General features: G+C 60.0%; 22 protein-coding genes. 11 read left to right on the forward strand and 11 right to left on the reverse strand.

The genetic code is table 11. The features are described from left to right. Window positions 1-29 precede the first annotated feature (29 nt). Together ABNG04_RS14440 and ABNG04_RS14445 are read left to right on the forward strand one after the other, a co-directional pair. Window positions 30-827, forward strand: coding sequence for a MarR family transcriptional regulator (locus ABNG04_RS14440; RefSeq protein ID WP_371163085.1), 798 nt, complete (start codon window positions 30-32; stop codon window positions 825-827). 222 nt (window positions 828-1049) lie between these two features. Beyond that, window positions 1050-1322, forward strand: a complete 273-nt coding sequence (locus ABNG04_RS14445; protein WP_371163086.1) for a regulatory protein RecX — start codon at window positions 1050-1052, stop codon at window positions 1320-1322. Between the two features lie 36 nt (window positions 1323-1358). Here the strand turns inward: ABNG04_RS14445 and ABNG04_RS14450 are convergent, their stop codons facing one another. After that, window positions 1359-1772, reverse strand: coding sequence for a PadR family transcriptional regulator (locus ABNG04_RS14450; protein WP_371163087.1), 414 nt, complete (start codon window positions 1770-1772; stop codon window positions 1359-1361). 128 nt (window positions 1773-1900) lie between these two features. Between ABNG04_RS14450 and ABNG04_RS14455 the strand changes: the two genes are divergently transcribed. The 3 genes from ABNG04_RS14455 to ABNG04_RS14465 all read left to right on the forward strand — a co-directional run bounded on the left by ABNG04_RS14455 (window position 1901) and on the right by ABNG04_RS14465 (window position 4693). Further along, a complete protein-coding gene (locus ABNG04_RS14455; RefSeq protein WP_371163088.1) occupies window positions 1901-2449 on the forward strand; it encodes a DUF8170 family protein in 549 nt (182 codons plus the stop codon). 233 nt (window positions 2450-2682) lie between these two features. Further along, window positions 2683-2871, forward strand: coding sequence for a hypothetical protein (locus ABNG04_RS14460; protein ID WP_371163089.1), 189 nt, complete (start codon window positions 2683-2685; stop codon window positions 2869-2871). Between the two features lies 1 nt (window position 2872). Further along, a complete protein-coding gene (locus ABNG04_RS14465; RefSeq protein WP_371163090.1) occupies window positions 2873-4693 on the forward strand; it encodes a ribosome biogenesis/translation initiation ATPase RLI in 1821 nt (606 codons plus the stop codon). Between the two features lie 84 nt (window positions 4694-4777). Here ABNG04_RS14465 and ABNG04_RS14470 read toward each other — a convergent pair whose 3' ends face one another. Continuing rightward, window positions 4778-5587: a nucleoside phosphorylase gene (locus ABNG04_RS14470; protein ID WP_371163091.1), complete on the reverse strand. Its 810-nt coding sequence runs from the start codon at window positions 5585-5587 to the stop codon at window positions 4778-4780. Between the two features lie 358 nt (window positions 5588-5945). Here ABNG04_RS14470 and ABNG04_RS14475 point away from each other — a divergent pair, with 358 nt between their 5' ends. Together ABNG04_RS14475 and ABNG04_RS14480 are read left to right on the forward strand one after the other, a co-directional pair. Next, entirely contained in the window at window positions 5946-6665 is a 720-nt protein-coding gene (locus tag ABNG04_RS14475; protein WP_371163115.1) for an SDR family NAD(P)-dependent oxidoreductase, read from the forward strand. Window positions 6666-6763: 98 nt separating this feature from the next. Then, on the forward strand, window positions 6764-7735 hold the full coding sequence (locus tag ABNG04_RS14480) for a glutathione S-transferase family protein (RefSeq protein ID WP_371163092.1): 972 nt from the start codon (window positions 6764-6766) through the stop codon (window positions 7733-7735). A gap of 149 nt (window positions 7736-7884) precedes the next feature. Here ABNG04_RS14480 and ABNG04_RS14485 read toward each other — a convergent pair whose 3' ends face one another. From ABNG04_RS14485 to merA, 3 genes are all read right to left on the reverse strand, one after another. After that, complete coding sequence (locus ABNG04_RS14485) at window positions 7885-8658, reverse strand: DUF63 family protein (RefSeq protein WP_371163093.1); 774 nt, start codon at window positions 8656-8658, stop codon at window positions 7885-7887. A 63-nt stretch (window positions 8659-8721) separates the two neighbouring features. Next, complete coding sequence (locus ABNG04_RS14490; protein ID WP_371163094.1) at window positions 8722-8961, reverse strand: glutathione S-transferase N-terminal domain-containing protein; 240 nt, start codon at window positions 8959-8961, stop codon at window positions 8722-8724. Window positions 8962-9093: 132 nt separating this feature from the next. Next, on the reverse strand, window positions 9094-10593 hold the full coding sequence (merA, locus tag ABNG04_RS14495; RefSeq protein ID WP_371163095.1) for a mercury(II) reductase: 1500 nt from the start codon (window positions 10591-10593) through the stop codon (window positions 9094-9096). Window positions 10594-10671: 78 nt separating this feature from the next. Between merA and ABNG04_RS14500 the strand changes: the two genes are divergently transcribed. Continuing rightward, window positions 10672-11016, forward strand: coding sequence for a winged helix-turn-helix transcriptional regulator (locus tag ABNG04_RS14500; RefSeq protein WP_371163096.1), 345 nt, complete (start codon window positions 10672-10674; stop codon window positions 11014-11016). A 92-nt stretch (window positions 11017-11108) separates the two neighbouring features. After that, window positions 11109-11366: a winged helix DNA-binding protein gene (locus tag ABNG04_RS14505; RefSeq protein ID WP_371163097.1), complete on the forward strand. Its 258-nt coding sequence runs from the start codon at window positions 11109-11111 to the stop codon at window positions 11364-11366. A 16-nt stretch (window positions 11367-11382) separates the two neighbouring features. Here ABNG04_RS14505 and ABNG04_RS14510 read toward each other — a convergent pair whose 3' ends face one another. Further along, entirely contained in the window at window positions 11383-11655 is a 273-nt protein-coding gene (locus tag ABNG04_RS14510; RefSeq protein ID WP_371163098.1) for a hypothetical protein, read from the reverse strand. Between the two features lie 221 nt (window positions 11656-11876). On the opposite strand from ABNG04_RS14510, the gene ABNG04_RS14515 reads away from it, so the two are divergent. Then, on the forward strand, window positions 11877-13151 hold the full coding sequence (locus ABNG04_RS14515; protein ID WP_371163099.1) for an RNA-guided endonuclease InsQ/TnpB family protein: 1275 nt from the start codon (window positions 11877-11879) through the stop codon (window positions 13149-13151). A 110-nt stretch (window positions 13152-13261) separates the two neighbouring features. Here the strand turns inward: ABNG04_RS14515 and ABNG04_RS14520 are convergent, their stop codons facing one another. From ABNG04_RS14520 to ABNG04_RS14540, 5 genes are all read right to left on the reverse strand, one after another. After that, on the reverse strand, window positions 13262-15247 hold the full coding sequence (locus ABNG04_RS14520) for a thiamine pyrophosphate-binding protein (protein WP_371163100.1): 1986 nt from the start codon (window positions 15245-15247) through the stop codon (window positions 13262-13264). A gap of 81 nt (window positions 15248-15328) precedes the next feature. Further along, a complete protein-coding gene (locus ABNG04_RS14525; protein ID WP_371163101.1) occupies window positions 15329-16429 on the reverse strand; it encodes an ATP-binding protein in 1101 nt (366 codons plus the stop codon). Between the two features lie 197 nt (window positions 16430-16626). After that, a complete protein-coding gene (locus ABNG04_RS14530; protein WP_371163102.1) occupies window positions 16627-17988 on the reverse strand; it encodes a dihydrolipoyl dehydrogenase family protein in 1362 nt (453 codons plus the stop codon). A gap of 70 nt (window positions 17989-18058) precedes the next feature. After that, entirely contained in the window at window positions 18059-18205 is a 147-nt protein-coding gene (locus ABNG04_RS14535) for a hypothetical protein (RefSeq protein ID WP_371163103.1), read from the reverse strand. A 22-nt stretch (window positions 18206-18227) separates the two neighbouring features. Continuing rightward, the gene (locus tag ABNG04_RS14540; RefSeq protein WP_371163104.1) at window positions 18228-18368 is read right to left on the reverse strand and encodes a C2H2-type zinc finger protein; all 141 of its coding nucleotides are present in this window, start codon (window positions 18366-18368) and stop codon (window positions 18228-18230) included. Between the two features lie 78 nt (window positions 18369-18446). On the opposite strand from ABNG04_RS14540, the gene ABNG04_RS14545 reads away from it, so the two are divergent. Then, window positions 18447-19042 (forward strand): methyl-accepting chemotaxis protein (locus tag ABNG04_RS14545; RefSeq protein ID WP_371163105.1); only part of this gene is annotated, 596 nt, incomplete at its 3' end.

Raw genomic sequence — 19042 nt, forward strand, 5'->3', positions numbered from 1 at the left:
TATAAAGTAGTTTCGTACTATGTTACATCGTGCTCCGGCGCATCGAACTCGAGGTCCTCGCCAGGGTCGACCGCGGCGACACGATCTCCGAACTCGCGACGAAGCTCGACCACAGCGAGAGTTACCTCTCTCGTGCCGTAGGTGACCTCGTCGAGAAGGGGCTCGTCTACACGGAACGCGATGGCCGTCGAAAACGGGTCGTCCCGTCGGATGCTCGCGCCGTCGAACTCTATCGGGACCTCGTCCGCCAGCACTCCCATATCGAGTTCCCCGAGCTGCTGACCGGGAAGGCACTCGAGGTGCTGTACTACCTCGACCAGCCGCGGACGGTCTCCGAGATCGCCGACCGGAGTGACAACTACCGTAACACGGTCAACCGCGTCCTCAAGCGGTTTCGTGACCGTGGTCTCGTCGGGACGGACGACAGTCACTATGACTTCAACGCCGATTTCGACCATCTCCACGAGTTCGCCCGTGAACTCGCACACCATCTACATCGTCACCGCCTCGAAGCCGTCGCCCCGAAGGGCACGATTCTCTGGGAGGACTACGACGAATTCCTTGCCCAGGCTGAAACGGAAATCGACGCAAAGGCGTTCCACGAAACCGGCCTCGCTCGATTCGCGGCCTTCGACCTCCAGTTCCTGCTTACTGGCCACCGCTACTACGTCTACTTCGAGGAACTCGACGTCGTATCGCCGGCGGAGCTCTGCTGTCACACGCTATTGATCGACGACGGCAGCCGCTACCTTGACATCCTCTCCGCCCTAAAGGGCGAAGATTCCCACGGCACCGCACCGCTGGATTGGGATGTTTACGGTTTGTAGTCGCCTCAAAGGACGGCTACTGGCTGTGCCAACCAGCCGTTACTCCTATCCCGGCGTGGGATTCAGAGATACTTTTGTTGACAGCACCCCAAGCTCGCAAACAGAAAGGGTGCTGTCTGTGCGAGACCAGGGCAATCCCGATATTGTCCGATTAGGTGGGCGGGCAGGCCGCCTCGGTTAATTATCGATACAAGAGTCGAACACATAAAACATCCGTTGAAAATGCCGAACGTGGTTTCTGGCGCATTTGTCGGATTCATCCCCGCGCTAAAGCGCGAGGCTTTCTCCTCGATTCTCCGTAAGTACTGTCTCCTCCTGCTCAGCCACGTCGAGATCAACGAGGCGGACCTCCGAGAGCAGGCGGCGAAGTATGGCCTCGAAGACGAAATCGACGCCTTGCTCCGCTACCTCGAGACGCACGGCGAGGTTGATGACGACCGGCTCCCGGCGTGGGACGAGTTCCAGGAGCTAGCGGGTGAGTACGAAATCGAATGATGATCGAGTACTGAGACGGAGCTAATTCTGTAAGGGTTACGCGTCGTCCGGGCGAGGGGAATTCTCGTACTTGACCATCTTTTCGGGCTTATTTGAGATGGTGTCGTAGATCTGCTGGAGGGTCTTCTCTGCGGCGAGCAGGTTGTGTTCCTCTAGGAACTCCCGCCCCTCTGCCGTGAGGCCGTAGAACTTCCAGGGGTAGCCCTGCCGGCGCTGGTCGTCATCCAGAGCGACCTCCTTGACGATACCGGCGTCGATGAGCTTCTGGACGTGCTTATAGACGGTGGCCTCGCTCACACTAGGGTTGAGCTCCTCAAGCTCGTACATCGAGGGCAGCTGGTCGGGGTGTTGGAGGATGTTGGTGACCAGCGTGAACCGCGTCTGCTGAGTGACGAAGTGGACGAGTTCACGAGATTCCATCCCCTCAGCAGTTCCCAGATCGGTGCTCATACGAGACGATACACGGCCTGGCGGCAAGTAGTTTACCCTTGAGTAAATCACTCTGAAGTAAACCACACTCGATTGAGTAGGTGATTTACTCCATAAACCATATCGCACAACGCTGAGAGGAGTCGAGTATGTCCGATGAGGAGCCGCCCGTCCCTGAAGAGGTCCTCACCAGTGCGAAGGACCAACTCGACGACGAAGAGATCTCGTTAGCGGATAACGAGGAGATCCTCCACACCCTGAGCGAACTGACTCCTGTCTACGAAAACGAGCGTTCGTACTTTGTCCTCGGAAACTACGACCGGGAGCCGATTCGCCGACTGAATCTTGTAGTCGATCGCCTCAACCGTCGGCAGGACGCCTACGCCTTCCGAATGGTCGACATCCGTGGGGAGTGGGACAACAGCATCCAGAAGTTCTGCCTGATCGCCGACACCGTGACCTACCTCGTCGGTGTCGCTGAGAAGGAGCCAAGTGATTTTCTTGTCGAGCAGGGTCTCCTCGTCGGCACGACCGAGTTCTTTGCGAAAAGTCACGTCCTCAAACGGGTATACGAGGGCGAGGAACACCCTTTCGGCTGGATGCAGGACGGCGTCTTCGAGCTATTCGAGCGGGAGGAGCGACTGTATCGCTGGCAGACTGAGGAGGAGCTCGTCGACGTAACAGAAGAGCTCCCGTAACAGCAGTTGGGTCGTGACTATCTGTCTTAACCAACAAAAAGAGGTGATCCGAATAGACTGTTGGTTAATTAAGATCAGTTCGCATTAGGCGGGAAACGTCCATCCGGTTGCGGGACCCCGCTGCGTTTGATTTTGTAATCGGCGCGACTTGAGAGCCCACACATCAGGAAAAAGACGTGACGGCTGTCGGGTGGAACGAACGGCTTTTCATGTGTGTTCCCGCATCCGCTAGTGTGAGCAACGACTTGGAAATACCAAGCCACGCGCCCAGCGTGGTCGTTACGACGATCTGCGGTCTGATGAGGATCGGCGTTAGCGACTTCAGCGTCACGGACAACCGCTCCCTCGCGCTGCTGTTGTTCTCGCTGGGGCTCAACAGTGGTACCGTGCCCGAGACACCTGACGTCCCACTGGTGGCGTAAGATGGCGGACGATAGTATCGCCGTGGTCGACCTTGATCGGTGCCAGCCCGACCGGTGTAGCTACGAGTGCGCCAACTACTGCCCCCCAAACCGAACGGGCAAGGAGTGTATCACCGAGCGTGGCGAGGACACAGTTGAGGGGGATCCGGGCCAGATCCGTATCTCCGAGGAGATCTGTCTCGGCGAGACTTGCGGTATTTGTGTCGATAAGTGCCCGTTCGACGCGATCGAAATCATCAATCTTCCCTCCGAACTTGATGAAGAGCCGGTCCACCGCTACGGTGAGAACGCGTTCTCGCTGTATGGACTGCCGACGCCCGAGCCGGGCAACGTCACCGGTATCCTCGGACCGAACGGAATCGGGAAGTCGACCGCGGTCCACGGACTCGCCGGCGAGATGGTCCCGAACCTCGGCGACCACGAGCGCGACGGTGACTGGGACCGAGTGCTTGACCGCTTCCGCGGTACCGGTCTCCAGAACTATCTTGAGTCGCTGCGCGACGGCGATGTGAGCGTCTCTCGGAAGCCCCAGTATGTCGATCAGATTCCGAAGCAGTTCGACGGCAACACCCGTGAGCTGTTAGAGCGGACCGACGAGCGCGGGGCGCTTGACGAACTGATTGACCGACTCAATATCGGCCCGGTGATGGACCAAGACATCGACTCCATCTCGGGCGGTGAACTCCAGCGCGTCGCGATCGCGGCGTGTCTTGCCCGCGACGCCGACTTCTACTTCCTCGACGAGATTACACCGTATCTCGACATCGGCCAGCGGATGGTTGTCGCCCGGCTTATCGGAGAACTGGCGGACGATGACACTGGTGACCGCTCGATGCTCGTCGTCGAGCACGACCTCGCCATCCTTGACCTGTTGGCGGACACCCTCCACGTCGCGTACGGCGAGCCCGGCGCGTACGGGGTCATCACGGACCCGAAGTCGGTTCGGAACGGGATCAACGAGTACCTGAAAGGGTACCTCGACAACGAGAACATGCGGATCCGGCCCTCCGCAATTACATTCGAGGAGCACGCGCCGCGGGTGACCTCACGCAGTGAGACGCTGGTCGAGTACCCAGACCTGCGGAAGTCGTACGGTGACGGCGAGTTCGAACTCCGGGTCGAGGGTGGCGAAATTAACCACTCCGAAGTGCTGGGCGCTGTCGGCCCGAACGGAATTGGCAAATCCACGCTCGCGAAGCTGTTAACCGGTGATCTCGCGCCCGACGAAGGAGAACTCGATTTCGCCCTCGACATCTCCTACAAGCCGCAGTACGTTGAGATTGACCAGCCGATGCGTGTCGACGCCTTCCTCTCGTCGATTGCGGATCAGTTCGGCTCCTCCTACTGGAACACCGAAATCGCGCAGCCGCTCCAGTTGGAGCGAATTATGGAGCAGAATCTTACGGACCTCTCAGGTGGGGAGCGTCAACGCGTCGCCATCGCGGCCTGTCTTTCCGACGACGCTGACCTCTACCTGCTCGACGAACCGTCCGCACACCTTGACGTCGAGCAGCGTGTGCGGGCGACGACCGCAATCCGCCGGTACGCCGAGAACCACGACGCGACGGTGATGGTGATCGACCACGATATCTACATGATTGACCTGCTGGCCGACCGGTTGATGGTGTTCGACGGCGAGCCGGCCGAGCGCGGTCGGGCGTCACCGCCCCAAGAGATGCGCGACGGAATGAACGACTTCCTCGCCGACCTGGATATTACGTTTCGCCGGGACGAGCGCACGGGGCGTCCCCGAATCAACAAACCTGGCTCACAGCTCGACAGCCAGCAGAAACGCAACGGCGAGTACTACTACTCCGGGTGAATTCAGTACAGAGAAGACATATAAACATAAAATACACTTTATATATTTCGTAATAAAATAACTCGCTGTCTGGTGGATTTTCAATTAATCCAAGGACTGCCAGGCGGTAGCGGCCGCATCAATCACTTCTAACGCATCACGACTTCCAGCTGCTTCCCCTTTCTCGAAATCCTCCTCAGTCTGTCCCATCTGATTGGTTACATGGGCGAAACAAACGACTGGCACCTCTCGAACCTCCGCAAATGTGTACAACGCCGCTGCTTCCATCTCAACGGCAAGAATTCCTTCCGATCTCGCACGTTCAATCGCAGCCTCTGTTTCGCGAAACGGCGCATCTGTCGTCCACGTCGTCCCCATGTACACGGGACGCGATACAGCTTCACACGCTTCTTCAACCGGAGTGCTGAGTTTGTCATTGAGGGTCGCATAGCTGTTCGTTGAACGATAATGATGGCTCGTTCCCTCGTCGCGGAGCGCACGGCTAATGAGAACAAAGTACGGTGGGTCATCCTTCGGGACAATCTGTCCCGAAGAGGTTACACTCACGAGAAATCGACAGCCAGCGGCGAACAGTTGTTCCGCAACGAGAACAGCGAATGACGCACCGACAGCGCATCCGACAATACCAAACTCTCTACCGTTCCGATCGAACCGATAGAGGTCAGTGTGGTAGCCGGGCCAAGTCTCGTCTTTATATGCTTCTCCGGTGGCTTTCAGTTGGCGCACAATATCTCCATCCGGATCAAGGAGACAGATATCAGGCACTGAGCGTTCCGGAAGATCCTTTTGCCGTCGAGCGTTCTCCAGCAGCGCTTCCGGTGTGAAAACGGATGGCTCATCGAATTCTTTCGCGTCAAAAAGCGGAGATGAACTTGAACCGGGCGAGTCGGTCATATTTTTCGTGTTCGCGGGACCAGCCAAGGATATTGGGGTCAGCTAGTTAGGGTCTCAACCATCGCTGAGATGGAGTCAGTCGTCGGAACAGAACACTCGAAGACGTAGCTTCGAAGATACCCGAAATGAACTTTTGCTCGCCGTCGACGTGTTGATGATTGACATCCTCCTCCGTCTGAAGGCGGAGGAATCCCGAGCGTTGGGATAATAAGGTCTCAACAGAATTCAATCGGTAGAGTCTCGCCTCGGGTCTTGACTCGTCCGGCCCTCGTAACGAGTGCTCGCCGACGATGGTTTGTAAAATCCTCAGTTACCGATACCACCACTGTTGTGTACACGATTCCCCTCTGTGGGACGTGTGACCCGAACAGCTGTTATTGCGGGTGTCGGTCCGGGACTCGGCGCATCGCTTGCCCGAAAATTCGCAGACGAGGGGTGTCAGGTCGCACTCTTTGCGCGGTCAGCAGATTACATCGAGGAACTCGCCACCGATCTGCCAGACCCCGGCGAGGGACTTGCCGTCCAGACGGATCTGACGGACATCGAGCAGATCCAAGATGGGTTCGAGACGGTCCGAGAGGAGTTCGGCTCAATCGACGTTCTCGTGAATCACGCGAGTGCCGCCTCCTGGACGGGCCTCATGGACACGAGCGTCGATGAGTTCGAAGAGGCGTGGGCGGTCAATGGCCGCGGTGCGTTTGTCTGCTCACAAGAGGCTGTCGGCGATATGCTTGAGAGCGGTGGCGGGATGGTTATTTTCACGGGTGCGACCTCCGCGGTGCGGAGCCTCGGTGGCGCGATCGGGTTCACGGCCGCAAAGTTCGCCGCCCGCGGGATGGCGATGGATATCGCCCAGGAGTTCGGTCCGGAGGGTATCCACGTCGCCCACGTAGTCATCGACGGCCAGATTGACACGCCGGGCGTCCGCGAGCGCTTCCCGGACCGAGGTGAAGAGACGTTCCTTGACCCCGACGAGATGGCCGAGACGTACTGGCACCTCGTCGAACAGGACGACGTCAGTACACAGCCGTTCGAGGTCCACATCACGAACGGTCCACAGAACTCCGAATTTATCTAACTGCGCTGGGAGCGGTATTCGTCGGCTGTGTTCGGTGGGTGGGCCTGGGCGGCAAGACTGTAAGCGAGAAGCCCGTATACCGAGCTATGGGCCGGAACATGCTCGTCGACGGCGAGTGGAAGACGGATATCGAACCATACACCGACGAGAGTGGTGCGTTCGATCGCACGGAAACTTCGTTCCGTGACTGGATTCAGGACTCCCCTGAGAGCCGCTTCCAACCGGCGACTGATCGGTACCACCTGTACATCGCGCGGAACTGTCCGTGGGCACACGGTGCTGCGCTCGTGCGCCAACTTGCTGGCCTGACCGACGTTGTTTCGATGGACATCGTTGATCCGTGGCGCGAAGACGATGGGTGGGAGTTCACGCCCGAAAAGGAGGGGTGTACACCCGATACGGTTAATGGATGTACGTATCTCCGGGACGTGTACGTCGCGGGCGATCCCGAGTACACCGGCCGTGTGACTGTGCCAGTGCTGTGGGACCGAAAGCACGAGACCATCGTCAACAACGAATCGATCGAGATCATGCAGATGTTCGCCACCGAGTTTGGCGACTACGGCGACGAGGGACGTGACCTCTATCCCGACGGATACCGTGACGAGATCGATCGAATCATCGATTCGATCTACGATTCCATCAATAACGGCGTCTACCGGGCCGGCTTCGCGGAGTCACAGGCCGCCTACAACGAGGCCGTCACCGACGTCTTTGACGCCCTGGACCACTGGAATGAGGTGCTGGCCGACCAGCGGTACCTCGCCGGCGACCGGCTCACGCTCGCCGACGTGCGACTGTTCCCGACGCTCATTCGGTTCGACGAGTGCTATCACACGGCGTTCAAGTGTAACAAGCAGTATCTCCACCAGTACGACAACCTCTGGCCGTACCTGCGTGATCTCTATCAGACGCCAGGTTTTGTAGAGACGGTGCGGATGGAGCACATCAAAGACGACGGCTACTACCAAGGGGTGATTACACCGATCGGCCCAGGACTCGATTACGAGCAACCACACAAGCGTGATGAGCTCCCGACTGCTGACGAAACCACGGCCCAAACGCCGTAGTCATTGTTTATCAGCTCCTTGGGCGCTCCATTGTCACAATGAAGTGTGTACCTCTCCGCCGAATAGCCTCCGTCTTAATTATGCTCTTGCCGAAGGAACGCGTGGTTGTGTCTCGACTATTGTCGTGGAGTGATCGTGGAGGGAATCGCTTAGGAGATCGTGAGCGCGAACAGGGTGAGATTGTGGACGGCAGGAACGAGACCGGCACCAGCGGCGATGACAAGTAGGCCCACTGACTCTCGGCTTAGCTGGTCTCTGTTTGTGTCGAGAGCGGCTAAGACGAGCATGGCAGCCGTTATTTTCACAAAAAGAAAGAGCACGGCACCGGATGGGCCGACGCCGTCTCCAAACTGAATGATTGCCGCGGAGATCGGGTTCCGTTCGATCGTCCCGAGGCGCTCGAGTCCGATTCCCGTGGTCGTTGCGTCGAGAACGTGCGCAAAGAGGACCCCACTACGGAGCCATCCGTGGGTGGATAAGTGTCGATTCTGAAGCGCTCGCAGGACGAGTCCAGTAATACCGATTGCCATCATGATTGCAGCCGCGTTCCAGACGAGAACACGCAACTGGAGCCCATCAACTGTGAGGAGGCTCACTCCCCCGACGACGCTAGCCGTGAGGACACCGCTGACGGCCGTCCACTGCGAAGTCTCGTGTATATCGGCGCCATCCAGTATCACCCACAACCCTGAGACGAGCCCCCCGACTACGAGGTACACCGTCGGACTCAGAAAGAATCCAGCGGCTAGGGCCGACATGGGTACCGACCGTCCGATAGCGACCGCGACACCGATGACGGCAAACCACGGAAGTGTCGCCGCGATCTCCGACGCAGTCACAGTACCGTGACGGCGACGGAGACCCCAAGCCATCCCGGCGAGGAAAAGACCTGCCAGAGCGAATGCGACGATTGAGCCGCTCATTGTAGTGGTGTCAAAGAACGGCGTGTGGGGGAATACCCTTCCTGACGGTCTTCTGAAACCACCTCAGGCGTACGTGTTCTCGAGATGGGCGACGATGTCGTCGCTCTCTGCCAGCCCCTCGATTCCGTGTTCAGTGTCGACGAGCACCGGCACTCCGGACTGACCGCTCACCGATTTCACCTCGAATCGGAGAAACCGAAAGGGGAGTACGTTATGAGCCTCGTATTCCAGATCTAACTCATCGAGTTTGTTTTCGACCTTCGCACAGTACGGGCAGCCGGGAAGCCGGTAGAGTTCCAACATTAGGTCTTAGTAAAGAGTGAGCGCAGTCATCTTAAACAGTCTTCGCGGATGTGAAACAGGTTCGCACGAACGCTCCGGCTGTCAGAACAAACAGCTCAGAACGGGAGTGTTCGATATCTGTTTTGGAGCTCACTACTCGATACAACAGCTCATTTTCGACGTATCCCTACGGAATGCTTGACAAGCCTGTTTGAACGCTTCGCTGAACGTCGGGAACGGGTGAACGGTATCGATGATGTCGTCGACGGTGAGGCCGAATTTCACCGCCAGCGTCGCTTCCATGATCATGTCGGCGGCCCGGGGACCGACCATGTGGACGCCGACGATCTCGTCGGTCTTGTGGTGCTTGACAACTTGAACGAGGCCATCGGTATTCTTGACAGTTTTTGCTCGCGCCACGTCCTCCATCTGAACCGTCCGGCACGAACAAGTCCCATGCTCATCCGTGTACTCCAGTTCGGTTGTCCCGACTGCGGCGACCTCCGGGCTGGTGAAAACAACTGCGGGGACTGCGTCGTAGTCAATACTGACGCCCTCGTTGCCGAAGGCGTTCTTGACGGCGTGATTGCCCTCCTTAGCAGCAACTGTCTCGAGTTCAGGCTCGCCGATCACGTCGCCGGCCGCGTAGATGTGGGAATTCGTCGTCTGGAAGTGCTCGTCGACGTGGATCGTTCCATTGTTGTCCGTTTTCACCCCCACTGATTCGAGACCGATCCCGTCGCTGTTGGGCTGGACGCCGGTCGCGACGAACAGCGCGTCGCCAGTAATCGTTCGTTCGGTGCCGTCGACGGCTGTCTCGACGGCGACGCCCGACTGTCTCGTTTTGATTCCACCGGCGGCTGCTGGCGTTCGGACGCGCTGGAAGTCGTTGCCAGTAATTACCTCGATGCCTTCCTCCTCGAACGCGCGCTGTATCTCACGCCCGAGTTGTCCTTCCATCCCGGAGAGGACGTGCTCGGAGCGCTGGAGGATGGTCACGCCGACGCCGACACGGTGGAGGATCTGGCCCCACTCCAGCGCGATGTAGCCGCCACCGAGTATTACGATACTCTCGGGGAGATCGCGCTCTTCGAGAATCGTCTCGCTCGTGTAGTAGTCGACGTCGTCGAGGCCATCGATGGGCGGTTCCCACGGTGAACTCCCGGTCGCGACCAGCGCCTTTTTTCCGACGATGCGTGCGCCCTCGTCGGCGCCGTCGACGACTTCGATGGTCGTGTCGTCACCGGACTGCGTCCGGTTGCCCGAGGGACGTAGTCCCTCGCTGTCGACCAGTTGGCCGTAGCCCTCGTAGATGTCAGCCTCGAAGTGCTCGGCGACATCGACGTAGTTCTCCTGCCGGAACCGTTCGACAAGTGCGTCGGTACCGTCGAGTGCGTCGGCCCAGTCGACGGTCGGCTCCTCAGGGTATCGAATGGCGTCGAAGGGGTTCTCCGACGCTGCAGCACCGCTCTCGGCGACGGCAAGCAGATGCTTACTCGGGACACAGCCGACGTTCACGCAGGTCCCGCCGATAGGCAGGCCGGTGTTCACTATTGCCGTCGTGAGGTCCCGTCGACTCGCTTCGGTAATCGCAGCGAAAGCTGCGGCGCCACCGCCGAGAATCACGAGGTCGTATTGGGGGTCGCTAGTCATGTGTGTCGTTACTTTACAATAGGAAGCGCTTATACTTCGGAGTCCAAAGCTATGAAGTAAGTTGGAGGCTACAAAGTTATGGCAGATACCACCGCAAACGCTCCCGCCTGTGATGTTGACGGCACGTGCTACTGTCCGCTCACGGGTGTTATCAGCACACTGAGTCAGAAATACGCGATACAGCTCGTCAGCATCATCGGGGCGCACGACTCGCTTCGCTTCGCGGAGATCGAAGCACACCTTCCGACGGCGAGTACTTCAACCATCTCGAAACGACTCGACGAATTTGAGGAGGCTGGTCTCGTCTCTCGAACCCAGTATAACGAGATCCCGCCTCGCGTCGAGTATGCCCTCACTGAGGACGGTGACGAGCTACGGACGCGGCTTGAACCGCTCCTAGAGTGGGCAGCGTCGACGGAGTGAGACAAACCGCGTCGGTCGCGGTGTTCACCTGTGTGAATTGATCGCACAAACGCTCGAAGATTAAGATGTTCGTCCGGCTATCTCCATCTGTAATGCCGGACGACACCTCGATTTCGGCCCGGTCGGCACCTCCGGAACTCCTCGACCTCTCGCCCAGCGCCAAGCTGGTCGCGAAGACCCTCGAGTACGAGGGCGAGAGCACGCAGTTGGCCCTCGCCGAGTCGACGCTTCTCCCCCCGCGGACCGTTCGGTATGCGCTCGATCAGCTAGAAGAGGCCGAGATAGTTTCGTCACGAATCTCGTTTGCCGACGCCCGAAAGCGGATTTACTCGCTCGAACTGGAGGTCTGAGCAATTCGGCCGCGCTCTATTTACAATCGGTTTCGCAGTCGTAGGTCCTGCTGTACACCCAATATCCGCACTCGGACGGGGGCGTCAACACCGCGAGTTCGAGCGATACTCGGAGGTCGTCCTTGGCGTCGTGCGTCTCGACGAACTGCCAAGCGCCGCTCGGTTCTTCGAGGTCGACGCGATACTGCCATACATCGACGCCCCGATCGTCTACGTGGATCGCGTAAGAATCGGGGACAGCGGTGTCGCGGTTCGGGGCGGGTCTCTCCCGAGCAGTGTCTGTTCCCATGTCCGATTCTCTCAGTAAAAATTAATACGTATCGCGTCCGGTCACCGGCCGGACACGCGAGCGGTGGATTTATACATATTCGAGGAGAGTACCTGCGCCTTTAGGCGCAGGATGAATCCGACAACTCCTACACAATCCACTGTCGATAGCACAGCCGGATATTCCACGCCAATGGACACTATTAATAAAACAACGTTCATAACCAGTTATGAAGCCAGATAATGAGCCGAACCGTCCGAACCTTCGAGGCCAGCATTACGAACCAGCAACAGGTTCGTGACGACCTCGACCAACTCGGATGGGCCGCCTCAAAACTCTGGAACGTCGGTCGCTACTACGCACAACAACAGTGGGACAAAACTGGCGAGATTCCCGATGACGGGGAACTCAAAGCCGAACTCAAAAGCCACGAACGCTACACGGACTTACATTCTCAGTCCAGTCAGCGCGTTCTCGAAGAACTCGCTGAAGCGTTCAACGGCTGGTTCGGCAAGCGTCGGAACGGCGACGACCGTGCCCGACCGCCCGGCTACCGCAAACACGGAGACTCCCATCCACGTTCAACCGTGTCGTTCAAAACGGCTGGTTTCAAACATGACGCACAGTTCACCCGTGTTCGTCTCTCGAAAGGGCGAAACCTCAAACAGCACCGTTCGGATTTCATCCTGTGTGAGTACCAGACTCGCCCGGATGTTGACCTGACCGAGTGGGACATTCAGCAGGTTCGCGCCGTCCACGAGCGAGACGAATGGCGGCTCCAATTCGTCTGTCGTACCAACATCGACCCGGAACCTCCGGGCGATGAAGTGGCTGGTGTTGACCTCGGGATATGTAACTTCGCCGCTGTCTCTTTCGGCGGTGAATCGGTGTTGTATCCCGGTGGCTCACTCAAAGAGGACGAATACTACTTCACGAAACAGAAAGCCAAGTGCGACGATTCCTCGTCCAGTGAAGCCACTCGCCTCGACCACAAGCGGAGGGGTCGCCGGACGCACTTCTTGCACGCTCTCTCGAAAGCAATCGTAGAGGAATGTGTCGAGCGAGAGGTTGGAACGATTGTCGTTGGCGACCTTGGCGGCATCCGCGAGGACGATGGGGACGGCGAGTCTCGGAATTGGGGCGACCACGGAAATCTCGACTTGCACGGGTGGGCGTTCGACCGCTTCACGACGCTTCTCGACTACAAGGCAGAAGCCGAGGGCATCGACGTTGAGCTAGTATCGGAACGTGACACGTCGAAATCGTGTTCGGCGTGTGGCCACACGGACGATAACCAGCGTGTAGAACGCGGACTGTACGTATGTGAAAAGTGCGACACGGTTGCGAACGCAGACGCGAACGGTGCGGAGAATATTCGGCAAAAGGTACTCCCGAGTCTCGCCACGGATGGCGGTGATAGGGATAACGGCTGGTTGGCACAGCCAGCGGTTCACCTGTTCGACCGTAGTGAGGGTGTTTTCGCCCCACGAGAACAGGTCGTGAACCGCGAACCCTAATATCCCAACTCAGCGGCGCGGTGCCGTGGGATTCCCGCGTCTTCAGGCGCGGGAGGATGTCAATGAATACAGGCGTCCCGGAGACCGCAGCTACGTATCGAGACTGGTGTTCATACCGGATCAGCATCGGTGAGGATCTCGACGAGAGCGGGACCGTCGTGGGCAATCGCGTTTTCGAGTGCGTCGTCGAGTTCGGCGGGGTCGTCGACGAAGAGACCGAGGCCCCCACAATTTTCCGCGAACGCAGCGAACTCGGGGTTGACGAGGTCGGTCTGCCAGACGTCCCAGCCCCCGGTCCGCTGCTCTTTGCTGATCTTCCCGAGTTCGTCGTCGTTCAACAAGACGTGAGTAACGTCCATGTCGTACTTCACTGCGGTCGTGAACTCGCTCATGTACTGGCCGAAGCCACCGTCGCTGGACACCGAGACCACCTTGCGACCGGCGAACTCCGATTCCGGCTCTTGGGTGGCAGCCCACGCGCCCAACGCCGCTGGGAACGCGAATCCGATCGATCCAAGATATCCCGACATGAGGACAGACTGCTGTTCCGGCTCGAAGTAGCGGCCGAACGCGTAGGTGTTGTTTCCTACGTCGACGGGAACGATTGTATTGTCCGGAACGATCCGACTCATGGCCTCGAAGGCAGTGGCGTAATTGACGCCGCGCTCGGGCGTCTGCTCCCGCCGTGTCGCCTTCTCCTCATGCCAGATCGTCCACCGGTCGGCGAGTTCCCCGCGCTGGTTTTCCGCCGCGAGGTCGTCGCCGAGTCGGTCGGCGAGTTCGTCGACAGTGACGCCGATCTCGCCCCACACCGGCACGTCGACACTGTGGAACTTTCCGAGCGTCATCGCGTCGTAGTCGACGTGGATCGTCGGCTTGTACTCCGCGATGCCGGTGTGGTTCGAGAAGCTCGCGCCAAAGACGGCCAGCACGTCCGCCTCGTTCATGAAGTGGCTCGCGATGGGCGTCCCGCTCCGCCCGAGGACGCCACCCGCGAGCGGGTGCGAGTCGGGAATCTGACCCTTCGCTTTGAATGTCGTCAGCACGGGACAATCGAACCGCTCGGCAAGGTCCACAATCCCGTCCATCTCGAACCGGGCGCCGTGCCCGACGACGATCACCGGCCGCTCGGCAGTTTCCAGTAGCTCCACCGCATCTTTGAGGGCGCTCTCTGGGGGTGTGATGTCGCGGTCCGTAATACGCCCTTCCGGGTCGCCGGGATCGACGCCCTCGGCCGACTGGGTCTGGATTTCGTCGGGGAAGACGAGGTGTGAGACACCGCGTTCGAGGATCGCAGTCTTGGCTGCCCGGGTCGCGAGTTCGGCGTGGTCGCTGTCGGGGAGGACGGTCGCCTCGAACTCAGCGACGTCGCCGTAGGCCGCCTCTAGATCGACTTCTTGGAAGTTCCCTGTGCCGAGCACCTGCGACTCGACCTGTCCAGTGAGCGCGATCGTCGGCGAGCGGTCAACGTTTGCGTCCCACAGTCCGGTGAGCATGTTCGTCGCACCGGGGCCGGCGATGGAGAAGCACGCCGCCGGGCGGCCGGTGAGCTTCCCGTACGCTGAGGCGGCGAACGCGGCGGCCCCCTCGTGGCGTACGCCGTAATAAGCGAGGTTTCCCCCGGCCGCTTCGCGGCGGAGCGCGTCGGCGAGCCCGAGATTCGAATGCCCGACGATCCCCCACACCTGCCGGACGCCCCAGTTGACTAGCGTCTCGGCGATCACGTCCGACACCGTCCGCTCGTGTGGTTCTTCCTTGGGCAATCCCACGTAAATTCCATCGTTGCGTTCCTCAACCGGGAACGTTTCCACGCAATCGTCATGTGACCCTGGCGTCTCGCCAGTCAACGGATCGAAGTCCCATCCGTGCCACGGACAGCGGAGGTAACCTGTCTCAATAGATCCCTCACCGAGCGGGCCACCTTGGTGGGGGCAATGGTTGTCCAAGGCCGCATATTCGCCATCGTAGTGGGTGACTGCGACCGTCGTGTCGTTACAACTGACGGCTTTGACCCGCCCCTCGGCGAGTTCATCGGGATCGAGGGCCCTGTGCCACCTGAACTCGCTCGACCCGCTCGATGACGCGTCATCGTCCATACCTTCCTGAGCGGCTGCGGGACGATATAAAACTACGCCGGGTGGTCGGTACCGCTATCAACCCGCGGTGAATATATTATCTCACGAATATTGAGCGATTCCAGTAATCTCGAACCGGGCTCCGCCACTCGCGGATTCACCGACCTCAATTTGCCAACCGTGGGCCTCCACGATTTCAGCGACGATTGCCAGCCCGAAGCCCGTCCCGTCTCCTGTCGTTGTGTGTCCCCACTCGAAGATGTCGTCACTGTCTTCGGCTGGAACGCCCGTCCCGTTATCAGCAACATAAAATCCGTTCTGTTCCGATTCGTCGACTACTCCGACACAGAGCGTTGTCGAGGGGCCACCGTGATCGCGAGCATTTTCGAAGAGGTTCACAAACAACTCGTGAAGTCGGTCCCGGTCTGCTCGAAAAGTTGTTGACGACTCGACTTCGAGAGTTGCCGGCGCCATGTCGCAGTCGGCCCAGACGCTCTGCGCCATCGCCGCTAGGTCGATTTCAGTCCGCTCGTGAACGAGGTCGCCTTCACGCGTGAGCTTGAGGAGCTCCGACAGCATCTCTTCCATGCGATCGGCGGCGTTTTCGATCGCGTCGAAGTGTTCGGAATCACCAGTCTGGCGCGCGAGTTCAGCGTGTCCCTGAATGACTGAAACCGGGTTTTGGAGGTCGTGCGAAACGATACTGGCGAACCGGTCAAGTCGTTCAACCTTCTGCTCTAGCTCCTGACGGTTCTGGACGCGTTCGGAGATGTCCCGGAGCATCGCGATCATTCGCTTCGGCTCGGCGTCCGCCGCGGCGTCATTTTTGTCTCCCGGCGTTAATGCTGCTCCAGATATTTCTGTTGGTACTTCGTCCCCGTCCTTCGTTACACAAGTCAAGTCGTCAGTGAACCCGGTTCCTTCTGTCTTGATTTGGGAAATGAACTCCTTGCGAACCCGGGCAATATCGTCTGGATGGATGGCTTCGGGATCCATCGACAGGAACTCCTCACGGGAGTACCCCAGCAGTTCGCACGCCCGTGGGTTGACATCGACGAACGATTCGGATTCGAAGTCGACAATCATGACGGCGTCGTTGTTGTGCTCGAAGACCTTCTGATACCGTTCCTCGACCGGCGACCGGCGATCGCCGGCCCGCGACCCGGCGGCGCCTTCCCGTCCGTCCGTCGATTCCTCACACATGGATTGATATCCCCTCGGCGCGCGAGTGCTGTGCCGCCCGTACGACGCGAACCTCGCGCCTGCCTCGTTTACCTCTTTTTCGCTCGGTCGCTATAATACGTGTCGGTCGTCAGTACCGCTGGCTCTTCGCCCTCGACCGGTCGGACGCCGTTTCCAGACGCCCGTCCGCACGGACAGACCGCGTCGCGCCCCTCCGATCACTCCGCGACGTCCCGGAACGCCGCCGCGACGACCTTGCTCAGCGTCGGGTGGGCGTGGATCGCGCCGGCGATGTCGTCGACGGTGAGTCCCGCGCGCATCGCGAGCACGGTCTCGTGGAGCAGCGTCGAGGCCTCGTAGCCCAGGGCGTGTGCGCCGAGGATCTCCCCGTCGGGGGCGGCGAGCACCTTCACGAACCCGTCGTCGAGCTTCTTCGCGCGACCCATCGCGGAATCGGCGTACCTCGCCCGACCGACGGCGTACTCGGTCCCCTCCTCCGTCAACGTCTCCTCGGTCGCCCCGACGCCGGCGACCTGCGGCTCGGTGAAGATCGTATGCGGCATCGCAGAGAGGTCGACCGACCGCCCCTCACCGTGGACGACATTCGCGATCGTGTGATCGGTCTCGTAGTCGCCGGAGTGTTTGAACAAGGCGTTGCCGGCCACGTCGCCTTGCGACCAGACGTTCTCCGCGGTCGTACGAAGGCGATCGTCGGTCTCCACGAACCCGTCGTCGTCGACCGCGACGCCCGCCGCGTCGAGACCGAGGTCGTCGCTGTTCGGCCGCCGTCCCAGCGCCACGAGGACCTCGTCGCCGTCGACGGTTACCCCCTCGCCGGCCTCCGTCTCCGCGCGGACCACGTACCCGCCGTCGGTCTCCTCGACGGCCGTCACGCGGTGGCCGGTGTGGACGTCGTGCCGCTCGGCGGCGATCCCGGTGAACGCCGCGGCCACGTCGCCGTCCTCGCGCGGGAGCAGCGTGTCCATCATCTCGACGATCGTCACGTCCGTCCCCAGCGCACCGAACGCGTACCCCAGCTCGACGGCGATGTAGCCGCCGCCCATGATCACGAGACTCTCCGGCGGCTCCCGCAGGTAGAGCGCCTCTTGACTCGTGAGGTAGTCGATCTCACTGAGCCCGTCGATGGGCGGCACGATCGGGCGGCTCCCGGTCGCGATCACGACCTTCTCGCCCGCGACGGCCTCGCCGTCGAGCTCAACGGTCCGTTCGTCGACGAAGCGGGTCCGCTGTTTGAACAGCGTGAGGTGGTCTTTCTCCCGATAGCGCGACTCCATGTCCTCGGCGATGCCGCCGAGCAGGTCGTCCATCTCGTCGACGACGGCCGCGTGGTCCGTCCCGTTCACGGTCGCGTCGACGTGGAAGCGCTCCGCCTCTCGGACGCGGTCGACCGCGTTCGCGGCTTGGATGAGCATCTTCGAGGGGTTACAGCCGCGGTTGAGACAGGTCCCGCCGAGCGGGCCGGGCTCGACGAGCGCCGTCTCCAGGCCGGCGTCCGCCGCAGCCGCAGCGACGTTGTTCCCAGTCCCGCCGCCGATCACGATCACGTCAAACTCTTTCATACGTACTCCCGACAGAACCGGCAGATATGAATCCCCCGCGAGGGTTCGGTTCGGCCGCACGACCGCCGCCTCACTCCGGCTGCCGCGCGTCCTCGTCGACGAACTTCTCGCATGTGAGACAGTACTCCCGCTCCGCTTTCAGTTCGGACGGCTCGATGATCGCCAGCCGGCTCTCCGTCTCGTCGCCGCAGGTCGGACAGGTAGCGTCTCCGCTCATCGCTCGAATCGTGTGCTCAGACTCATTCCTCGTCCCCGAAGTTCTCCTCGTACGCGTCGGGGTGATTCTCCTTGGCGTGGTCTTTCAGCGCGTCGAGCGTGTCGAACGTCGCGCCGCAGTCACAGGCGTGAACGTCGCCGTCGTCGTGGTCGTGGTCTGACATCGCATCTGATAATGCGCGGACCACGATTAAATAGCCCCCGCGGGAGTGTACGGTAACCGCCTTTGCGGGCGCACACTCATGAGTCGACAATCACGCGGTCCGGACAGCAACACGGGGTCGGACAGGGCGGCGGATCCGGACGGAAGTACTCCGCTGTCGACGCTCACGGCTGAACACGCGAAACTCCTCTCCGAGATCGGAACAGAATTGAGCGAGTCGAGCGACGCAATCGAGTCGCTCTCTCGCGGTGCCGTGGAGGCGAACAAGTCTAGTTCGGACACGGCCTCGCTAGCCGAGACGGCACGCGGTTCAGCTCGAGAGGCAAATGACGATGTCGACGAAGCAAAAGCCGCGGCCGCTGCGGCCGAACAAAAATTGGAGACGCTTCGTGAGACGGTAACCGAGATCGACGACATCGTCGCGATGTTGAACGAGATTGCCGACCAGACGAACATGCTGGCGTTGAACGCCTCGATCGAAGCCGCCCGCGTGGGTGAGGCGGGGTCCGGTTTTGCCGTCGTCGCAGACGAGGTAAAGGACCTCGCCGAACAGGCACAAGAACGCGCGACAGAGATCGAAGCGACCGTTGAGGAGGTACGATCGACTGCGGACGAGACGATCGATCAGATCGAAACGGTCGACACACGCACAGATACCGCGGCGGCGTCGATCAC

Source organism: Halorubrum miltondacostae (assembly GCF_041379815.1).
Lineage (GTDB): Archaea > Halobacteriota > Halobacteria > Halobacteriales > Haloferacaceae > Halorubrum > Halorubrum miltondacostae.

Coding starts and splice junctions, on each gene's coding strand:
- ABNG04_RS14525 (WP_371163101.1), bottom strand. CDS start 16,429: ATGTGTGAGGAATCGACGGACGGACGGGAAGGCGCCGCCGGGTCGCGG.
- ABNG04_RS14465 (WP_371163090.1), top strand. CDS start 2,873: ATGGCGGACGATAGTATCGCCGTGGTCGACCTTGATCGGTGCCAGCCC.
- ABNG04_RS14530 (WP_371163102.1), bottom strand. CDS start 17,988: ATGAAAGAGTTTGACGTGATCGTGATCGGCGGCGGGACTGGGAACAAC.
- ABNG04_RS14510 (WP_371163098.1), bottom strand. CDS start 11,655: ATGGGAACAGACACTGCTCGGGAGAGACCCGCCCCGAACCGCGACACC.
- ABNG04_RS14455 (WP_371163088.1), top strand. CDS start 1,901: ATGTCCGATGAGGAGCCGCCCGTCCCTGAAGAGGTCCTCACCAGTGCG.
- ABNG04_RS14490 (WP_371163094.1), bottom strand. CDS start 8,961: ATGTTGGAACTCTACCGGCTTCCCGGCTGCCCGTACTGTGCGAAGGTC.
- ABNG04_RS14445 (WP_371163086.1), top strand. CDS start 1,050: ATGCCGAACGTGGTTTCTGGCGCATTTGTCGGATTCATCCCCGCGCTA.
- ABNG04_RS14520 (WP_371163100.1), bottom strand. CDS start 15,247: ATGGACGATGACGCGTCATCGAGCGGGTCGAGCGAGTTCAGGTGGCAC.
- ABNG04_RS14480 (WP_371163092.1), top strand. CDS start 6,764: ATGCTCGTCGACGGCGAGTGGAAGACGGATATCGAACCATACACCGAC.
- ABNG04_RS14500 (WP_371163096.1), top strand. CDS start 10,672: ATGGCAGATACCACCGCAAACGCTCCCGCCTGTGATGTTGACGGCACG.
- ABNG04_RS14515 (WP_371163099.1), top strand. CDS start 11,877: ATGAGCCGAACCGTCCGAACCTTCGAGGCCAGCATTACGAACCAGCAA.
- ABNG04_RS14535 (WP_371163103.1), bottom strand. CDS start 18,205: ATGAGCGGAGACGCTACCTGTCCGACCTGCGGCGACGAGACGGAGAGC.
- ABNG04_RS14485 (WP_371163093.1), bottom strand. CDS start 8,658: ATGAGCGGCTCAATCGTCGCATTCGCTCTGGCAGGTCTTTTCCTCGCC.
- merA (WP_371163095.1), bottom strand. CDS start 10,593: ATGACTAGCGACCCCCAATACGACCTCGTGATTCTCGGCGGTGGCGCC.
- ABNG04_RS14505 (WP_371163097.1), top strand. CDS start 11,109: ATGCCGGACGACACCTCGATTTCGGCCCGGTCGGCACCTCCGGAACTC.
- ABNG04_RS14450 (WP_371163087.1), bottom strand. CDS start 1,772: ATGAGCACCGATCTGGGAACTGCTGAGGGGATGGAATCTCGTGAACTC.
- ABNG04_RS14540 (WP_371163104.1), bottom strand. CDS start 18,368: ATGTCAGACCACGACCACGACGACGGCGACGTTCACGCCTGTGACTGC.
- ABNG04_RS14470 (WP_371163091.1), bottom strand. CDS start 5,587: ATGACCGACTCGCCCGGTTCAAGTTCATCTCCGCTTTTTGACGCGAAA.